Below are 7,286 nucleotides of genomic sequence, written 5' to 3'. Positions count from 1 at the left end.
ATATCGGCGGGAGTTTTCCAAGACCGCGGGGACGCTCAGCGCGGCGTGACAACCCGCGCCGGGTTGCCGACCACGGTCGTGTTGGCCGCCACGTCGCGAGTCACCACCGCGCCGGCGCCGACGATGGCGCCCTCGCCTATGCTGACGCCGGCGAGGATCACCGCGCTGCCGCCGACCCAGGCGTTGTCGCCGATCGTCACCGGTTTTGCGATCTCCAGCCCGGCCAGCCGTCCAGTGGCCTCGCGATGATGCTCGGCGCAGTAGATCTGCACATTTGGGCCGAGCAGCGTGCCCTTGCCGATGCGCACCGGCGCGGTGTCGAGGATGATGCAGCCGGAATTGAGGAAGACGCCCTCGCAGAGAAACAAATTGAAGCCATAGGCGCAATGGAACGGCGCCTCGATGCGAGCCCCTTCGCCCGCGCCACCAAGCAGCGCCCGCAAAGCAGGCCCTATATTGCCACGATGCCGGGGCGGCAGGCTATTGTGCTCGAACACCGCATCGCGCGCGGCGAAGCGCAGCGCCTCGAGCTCATCGTCTATGCAGGTGTACCATTCGCCCGCCGCCATCTTCATGCGCTCGCTTGCCGACATGGCGACATCTCCCGATTTCGTTTGCACAACCGATTGTCGGACAAAAGCCCGTGGCCAAACGCCCAGCCTATGCTAGCCTGCCTTCATGGAACCGTGCGAGGTTCCGATTTTGAGGGGGTGGATCATGCTTTACCTGCTTGCACTGCTGATAGGTGTCGTTGCCGGCCTGCGCGCCATGACAGCGCCGGCCGCCGTCGCCTGGGGTTCTTATCTCGGCTGGCTGCCGGTCGCCGGCACCTGGGCGAGTTTCATGGGCCACTGGATTGCCGTCGGCATCTTCACCATCCTGGCGATCGTCGAATTGGTCACCGACCAGTTGCCGTCGACGCCGAGCCGGAAGGTGCCGCAGCAATTCGGCGCCCGTATCGTCCTGGGCGCCTTCACCGGCGCAGTGCTCGGCGCGACCGGCGGCGCCACCATCGGCGGTCTTATCGCCGGCGCCATCGGCGCGGGGATCGGCACGCTGGGCGGAGCCGAGGTGCGTGGCCGGTTGGCCGCCGCCTTCGGCAAGGATCCGCCCGCAGCCTTCATCGAGGACGCCATTGCGATCGTCGGCGGGCTGCTGATCGTGGCTGCCGTCGCATGAGCGCCAAAGCCTTCGACGCCATCGTCATCGGCGCCGGCCAGGCCGGCACGCCGCTCGCCGGCCGGCTCAACGCGGCCGGCATGAGCGTGGCGCTGATCGAGCGCAAGCTCATCGGCGGCACCTGCGTCAACACTGGCTGCATCCCGACCAAGACGATGGTGGCGAGCGCCTATGCCGCGCACCTCGCCCGCCGCGCCGCCGATTATGGCGTGACGGTTTCCGGTCCCGTCGCCGTCGACTACAAGGCCATCAAGGCGCGCAAGGACAAGGTTTCGGGCGCTTCCCGCATGGGGCTCGAGACCTGGATCGCCGGCATGGAGAAGTGCACGCTCTATCGCGGCCACGCGCGCTTTGAATCCGCCGACACCGTGCGTGTCGGCGACGAGCTGCTGACCGCGCCAAAGATCTTCCTCAACACCGGCGGCCGCGCCTCCGTGCCCGACCTGCCCGGCGTCCATGATATCCCCTATCTCACCAATTCCTCGATGATGGATCTCGATGTGCTGCCCAGCCATCTGATCGTCGTCGGCGGCAGCTATATCTCGCTCGAATTCGCGCAGATGTTCCGCCGCTTCGGCTCCGAGGTCACGGTGATCGAGAAGGCGCCGAGGCTGACCGGCCGCGAGGACGAGGACACGTCCGCCGCCATCCAGTCCATTCTCGAAAATGAAGGCATCAGCGTCCATGTCGGCGTCGGCGACATCGCGTTCGCCAGGAAAGGCAACGAGGTCGCCGTGACTTTCTCCGCCGGCCAGCCGCCGGCGGTCGGCTCGCATGTGCTGCTGGCGCTCGGCCGCGTCCCCAACACCGACGATCTTGGCCTCGAAAAAGCCGGCGTCGAGGTCGACCAGCGCGGCTTCATCGTCGTCGACGACCAGTTGCGCACCAGCGTGCCCGGCATCTGGGCGATGGGCGACTGCAACGGCAAGGGCGCCTTCACCCACACCTCCTACAACGACTTCGAGATCGTCGCGGCCAACCTGCTCGACAACGATCCGCGCAAGGTCACCGACCGCATCGAGGCCTATGCGCTTTACATTGATCCGCCGCTTGGGCGCTGCGGCATGACGGAAGCCGCGGTGAAGAAATCCGGCCGCCGCGCGCTGGTCGGCCAGCGGCCGATGACGCGTGTCGGCCGCGCGGTCGAGAAGGGCGAGACGCAAGGCTTCATGAAGATCCTCGCCGATGCCGACACCGGCGAGATCCTCGGCTGCACCGTGCTCGGGCCAGGCGGCGACGAGGCGATCCATTGCGTGCTCGACCTCATGTACGCCAAGGCCCCGATCTCGACGCTGGCGCGCGCCATGCACATCCACCCCAACGTCTCGGAACTGCTGCCGACGATCGCCCAGGAGCTTAAACCGCTCACCTAGTTGTGCGTCGCGACCCCGATCTCGTCTTTTTGCATTGCTGCGTTGCAACAATGGCGCTTGCGCGCTGAGCACGTCCAAAGTCAATCTCGATTTTGAACCGATTCAGACCGGACATCCCATGCCGCTGCCGATCCTAGCGCTTGCCATTGCCTCCTTCTGCATCGGCACCACCGAATTCGTCATCATGGGCCTGCTGCCGGAGGTCGCGGCCGACCTTGGCGTCTCAATCCCTTCGGCTGGCCTTCTGGTCACCGGCTATGCGCTCGGCGTCGTCTTCGGTGCGCCGATCGTGGCCATGGCAACGGCGCGCCTGCCGCGCAAGCCCGTGCTTGTCGGCCTCGCTGCTCTCTTCGTCATCGGCAATCTCTTCTGCGCCATCGCCCCGAACTACTGGCTGTTGATGGCCGCGAGGGTCTTCACCGCCTTCGGCCACGGCGCCTTTTTCGGCATCGGCTCCGTCGTTGCGGCGAGCCTCGTGCCGCGCAACAAGCGGGCGAGCGCCATCGCGCTGATGTTTGCCGGCCTGACGCTGTCCAACATCCTGGGCGTTCCCGCCGGCACGGCGCTGGGTGAAGCCTTCGGCTGGCGCGCCACTTTCCTCGCCGTCGTCGGCATCGGCCTCGTCTCGGTCGCGGCCATCGCCTGGCTGGTGCCGTCCGACGTCGCCGAACCCAGCGGCGGCGGGCTGGTCGGCGAATTGCGCGTGCTCGGCAAGCTGCAGGTGTGGCTGGCGATGCTGATCGCCTCGCTCGCCTCCGCCAGCCTGTTCGCCGTCTTCACCTACATCAAGCCCTATCTGACCGACGTTTCCGGCTTGTCGACGGCGGCCGTGACCTGGGTGCTGCTCCTGTTCGGCGCCGGCATGACCATCGGCAACATCATCGGCGGCAGGCTGGCCGACTGGAAGCTGATGCCGACGGTGATCGCCACACTGCTCGCCATGGCCCTGCTGTTCGCCGTCTTCACCGGACTCGGCGCCATCGCAAGCGTGGCCGTGGCTATCGTCTTCCTGTGGGGCATGCTGATCTTCATCGTCGTGCCGCCGCTGCAGATCCGTGTCGTGGAGGCAGCCGCCGAAGGCCCGAACCTTGCCGCCACGCTGAACCAGGGCGCCTTCAATGTCGGCAATGCCGGCGGCGCCTGGATCGGCGGCCTCGCCATCTCCTGGGGTGTCTCCTACGCCAACCTGCCGCTGGTGGGCGCCGCACTCGCGCTTCTGGCCGTCGCGGTGGCCGTGCTGTCGCAATCGCTCGACCGCCGCGCGATCCTGGAGCCGCAGCCCGCTGAATAAAGCTCCCTGCGCGGCAGCCGATTCACCTCGTCCGACGATTTCCTTGATTCCGCTTGCCGATCCAAGCATTCGCCGCTATGGGAGTCGGCATGAACATGCGTTCGAACAAGACCGTTTGGTGGTGGGCTCGCTGACAGCGGCCGGTTCGTGCGTGTGCGCGTGAAAATGAGGGTGGCCGCAGCGGAATGTCCGGGCGGCCATTTGTTTTTTATAGCCATTCCCGGGTCCGTTGCCCAAAACGCTGATGGAGACGGCAATGACGACTAAAGTTCTGGACAACGGGGCGGAGCGCTTCGTTACCGCGGGCGGCGTGACGATCACCCGCGAACGGCACGACAGGCCCTATGAAGGCGCGATCGACGCCTATGTCGACGGCCTGAATTCACGCCGCGGCGCGGTGTTTTCCTCGAACTACGAGTATCCGGGCCGCTACACGCGCTGGGACACCGCCATTATCGATCCGCCGCTGGTGATCTCCGCGCGCGGCCGCGCCATGCGCATCGAAGCGCTGAACAAGCGCGGCGAAGTGCTCCTGCCTGTGATCGGAAAGGCGCTTGGCGCGCTGAGCGAAGTGACGATCGCGGAGACCTCGAAGACGCTTATCCGCGTCGATGTGGCAAAACCCGGCCGCGTCTTCACCGAGGAGGAGCGCAGCCGCGTTCCGTCCGTCTTCACCGTGCTGCGCGCCATCACCGCTTTGTTCAAGACCGCCGAGGACGCCAATCTCGGCCTTTATGGCGCCTTCGGCTACGACCTCGCCTTCCAGTTCGATCCGGTGGACTACAAGCTCGAGCGCAAGGAAAGCCAGCGCGACCTGGTGCTGTTCCTGCCCGACGAGATTCTCGTGGTCGACCATTATTCGACCAAGGCCTGGACCGACCGCTACGACTATTCCGGCGAGGGCTTTTCGACCGAAGGCCTGGCGCGCGATGCCCATGTCGAGCCGTTCAAGACCGCCGACCGCATCCCGCCGCGCGGCGACCACGAACCGGGCGAATACGCCAACCTGGTGCGGCGCGCCATGGAAAGCTTCAAGCGCGGCGACCTGTTCGAGGTTGTGCCTGGACAGATGTTCTACGAGCGCTGCGAGACCCAGCCCTCCGACATCTCGCGCAAGCTGAAATCGATCAACCCCTCGCCCTATTCCTTCTTCATCAATCTCGGCGAGAACGAATATCTAATCGGCGCTTCGCCGGAGATGTTCGTGCGCGTCAACGGCCGCCGCGTCGAGACCTGCCCGATCTCGGGCACCATCAAGCGCGGCGACGACGCCATTTCCGATAGCGAGCAGATCCTGAAGCTGCTCAACTCCAAGAAGGACGAGTCCGAGCTCACCATGTGCTCGGATGTCGACCGCAACGACAAGTCGCGCGTCTGCGAGCCGGGCTCCGTGCGCGTCATCGGCCGCCGCCAGATCGAGATGTATTCGCGCCTCATCCACACCGTCGACCACATCGAAGGCCGGCTGCGCGAAGGCATGGACGCCTTCGATGCATTCCTCTCGCACGCCTGGGCCGTCACGGTCACCGGCGCGCCGAAGCTCTGGGCCATGCGCTTCATCGAACAGAACGAGAAGAGCCCGCGCGCCTGGTATGGCGGCGCGATCGGCATGGTCAACTTCAACGGCGACATGAACACCGGCCTGACGCTGCGCACCATCCGCATCAAGGACGGCATAGCCGAGGTGCGCGCCGGCGCTACACTGCTTTTCGACAGCGTGCCCGAGGAAGAAGAAGCCGAGACCGAACTGAAGGCATCCGCCATGCTCTCCGCCATCCGCGACGCCAAGACCGGCAACGCCACCGGAACCGAGCGCACCACCGCGCGCGTCGGCGACGGTGTCAACATCCTGCTCGTCGACCACGAGGACTCCTTCGTCCACACGCTGGCCAACTACTTCCGCCAGACCGGCGCCAATGTCTCCACCGTGCGCACGCCGGTGCCGGAGGAAGTCTTCGAACGGCTGAAGCCCGACCTCGTCGTGCTGTCGCCCGGACCAGGCACGCCAACCGATTTCGATTGCGCCGCCACCATCAAACGGGCGCGCGCCCGCGACTTGCCGATCTTCGGCGTCTGCCTCGGCCTGCAGGCGCTGGCCGAGGCTTATGGCGGCGAACTCAGGCAGTTGCACATCCCCATGCATGGCAAGCCCTCGCGCATCCGCGTCTCGAAGCCCGGCATCATCTTCTCAGGCCTGCCCAAGGAAGTGACCGTCGGCCGCTATCACTCGATCTTCGCAGATCCGGTGCGCCTGCCTGATGGTTTCGTGGTCACAGCCGAGACCGAGGACGGCATCATCATGGCCTTCGAGCACCGCAAGGAGCCAATCGCCGCGGTGCAGTTCCATCCGGAATCGATCATGACCCTCGGTCACAATGCCGGCATGCGCATCATCGAGAACATCGTCGCGCATCTGCCGCGCAAGGCCAAGGAAAAGGCCGCGTAGGGACGATGACCGAGGCGAGGGACACGACGACGGCCGCGGCGAAAGCCGCGACCAGGCAGAAGGTCGCAAGGCTCGCCTTCTGGTCGATCGTCGTCGCCTTCGCCGTGCTCGCCCTCAAGGTGGCCGCCTGGTACATCACGGGCTCCGTCGCGCTTTATTCCGACGCGGCGGAATCGATCGTCAACGTCATCGCGTCGGCAGCCGCCTTCTGGGCAATCCAGGTCAGCTACAAGCCCGCCGACCAGGACCATCCCTTTGGCCACCACAAGGCCGAATATTTCTCGGCCGTGCTCGAGGGGGTGCTGATCGTCGTCGCGGCGCTGCTGATCCTCAACGAGGGCTGGCAGTCCTGGCAGCATCCGGCCCCGCTCGAGCAGCCCTGGAAGGGCCTTGCCGTCAACAGCTTGGCGACCATCGTCAACGCGATCTGGGCCTGGACTCTGATCCAGACCGGCCGCAACGCGAAATCGCCGGCGTTAGTCGCCGACGGCCAGCACATCATGACCGACGTGGTGACGTCCGTTGGCGTGCTCGGCGGCCTTGTCGGCGCGGTGCTCACCGGTTGGCAGATCCTCGATCCGGCATTGGCCGTGATCGTCGCGCTCAACATCCTGTGGCAGGGCTGGCATGTCATCGGCTCGTCGATGAACGGCCTGATGGACCGCGCCGTCGATAGCCATGAGAACATGCAGATCCGCGACATCATCTCGGCCAATTCGAAAGGCGCGCTCGAGGTGCATGACCTGAAAACGCGCATCGCCGGACGGGCCACCTTCATCGAGTTCCACCTTGTCGTCGACGCCGACATGACCGTCGGCGCCAGCCATGTCATCTGCGATCGCATCGAGGACGCGTTGAAGGCCGAGATCCCCTCGGTGCGCGTCACTATCCATGTCGAGCCGGACGACGAGGCCAAACTGCCGAAAGGCACCACCGCGGTGCCTTTCGCCTGATCACCAGGTCTTAGGCCTTCAACAAGCGATCAACAGAAGACGTC

6 protein-coding genes are annotated in these 7,286 nt (G+C 65.4%); 5 read left to right on the top strand and 1 reads right to left on the bottom strand.

Annotated elements, in window-relative coordinates; translation table 11 throughout:
- Positions 1-35: 35 nt before the first annotated feature.
- A complete protein-coding gene (locus tag EOA28_RS18600) occupies positions 36-593 on the bottom strand; it encodes a sugar O-acetyltransferase (protein ID WP_127250737.1) in 558 nt (185 codons plus the stop codon).
- A gap of 124 nt (positions 594-717) precedes the next feature.
- Here EOA28_RS18600 and EOA28_RS18595 point away from each other — a divergent pair, with 124 nt between their 5' ends.
- The 5 genes from EOA28_RS18595 (at position 718) to EOA28_RS18575 (ending at position 7,242) form a co-directional block, all read left to right on the top strand.
- Positions 718-1,179 (top strand): DUF4126 domain-containing protein, encoded by a 462-nt coding sequence (locus EOA28_RS18595; protein WP_128315140.1) that lies wholly within the window; start codon positions 718-720, stop codon positions 1,177-1,179.
- Complete coding sequence (locus EOA28_RS18590; RefSeq protein ID WP_128315139.1) at positions 1,176-2,552, top strand: FAD-containing oxidoreductase; 1,377 nt, start codon at positions 1,176-1,178, stop codon at positions 2,550-2,552. Before EOA28_RS18595 ends, EOA28_RS18590 begins: the two co-directional genes overlap by 4 nt.
- 118 nt (positions 2,553-2,670) lie before the next feature.
- Positions 2,671-3,843, top strand: coding sequence for an MFS transporter (locus tag EOA28_RS18585; protein WP_127252866.1), 1,173 nt, complete (start codon positions 2,671-2,673; stop codon positions 3,841-3,843).
- A gap of 256 nt (positions 3,844-4,099) precedes the next feature.
- Positions 4,100-6,289 (top strand): anthranilate synthase, encoded by a 2,190-nt coding sequence (locus EOA28_RS18580; protein WP_127252867.1) that lies wholly within the window; start codon positions 4,100-4,102, stop codon positions 6,287-6,289.
- Between the two features lie 5 nt (positions 6,290-6,294).
- Complete coding sequence (locus EOA28_RS18575) at positions 6,295-7,242, top strand: cation diffusion facilitator family transporter (protein ID WP_128315138.1); 948 nt, start codon at positions 6,295-6,297, stop codon at positions 7,240-7,242.
- The last annotated feature ends 44 nt before the right edge of the window (positions 7,243-7,286 follow it).

The organism is Mesorhizobium sp. M2A.F.Ca.ET.067.02.1.1, assembly GCF_004023285.1.
Taxonomy (GTDB): Bacteria; Pseudomonadota; Alphaproteobacteria; order Rhizobiales; family Rhizobiaceae; genus Mesorhizobium.
The sequence above is the reverse complement of the archived record's forward strand: the minus strand, read 5'-3'. Positions and strand labels throughout refer to the sequence as shown.

Excerpts from the sequence above, each read along its gene's own strand:
- EOA28_RS18600 (WP_127250737.1), bottom strand. The coding sequence starts at position 593 with ATGTCGGCAAGCGAGCGCATGAAGATGGCGGCGGGCGAATGGTACACC.
- EOA28_RS18595 (WP_128315140.1), top strand. The coding sequence starts at position 718 with ATGCTTTACCTGCTTGCACTGCTGATAGGTGTCGTTGCCGGCCTGCGC.
- EOA28_RS18590 (WP_128315139.1), top strand. The coding sequence starts at position 1,176 with ATGAGCGCCAAAGCCTTCGACGCCATCGTCATCGGCGCCGGCCAGGCC.
- EOA28_RS18585 (WP_127252866.1), top strand. The coding sequence starts at position 2,671 with ATGCCGCTGCCGATCCTAGCGCTTGCCATTGCCTCCTTCTGCATCGGC.
- EOA28_RS18580 (WP_127252867.1), top strand. The coding sequence starts at position 4,100 with ATGACGACTAAAGTTCTGGACAACGGGGCGGAGCGCTTCGTTACCGCG.
- EOA28_RS18575 (WP_128315138.1), top strand. The coding sequence starts at position 6,295 with ATGACCGAGGCGAGGGACACGACGACGGCCGCGGCGAAAGCCGCGACC.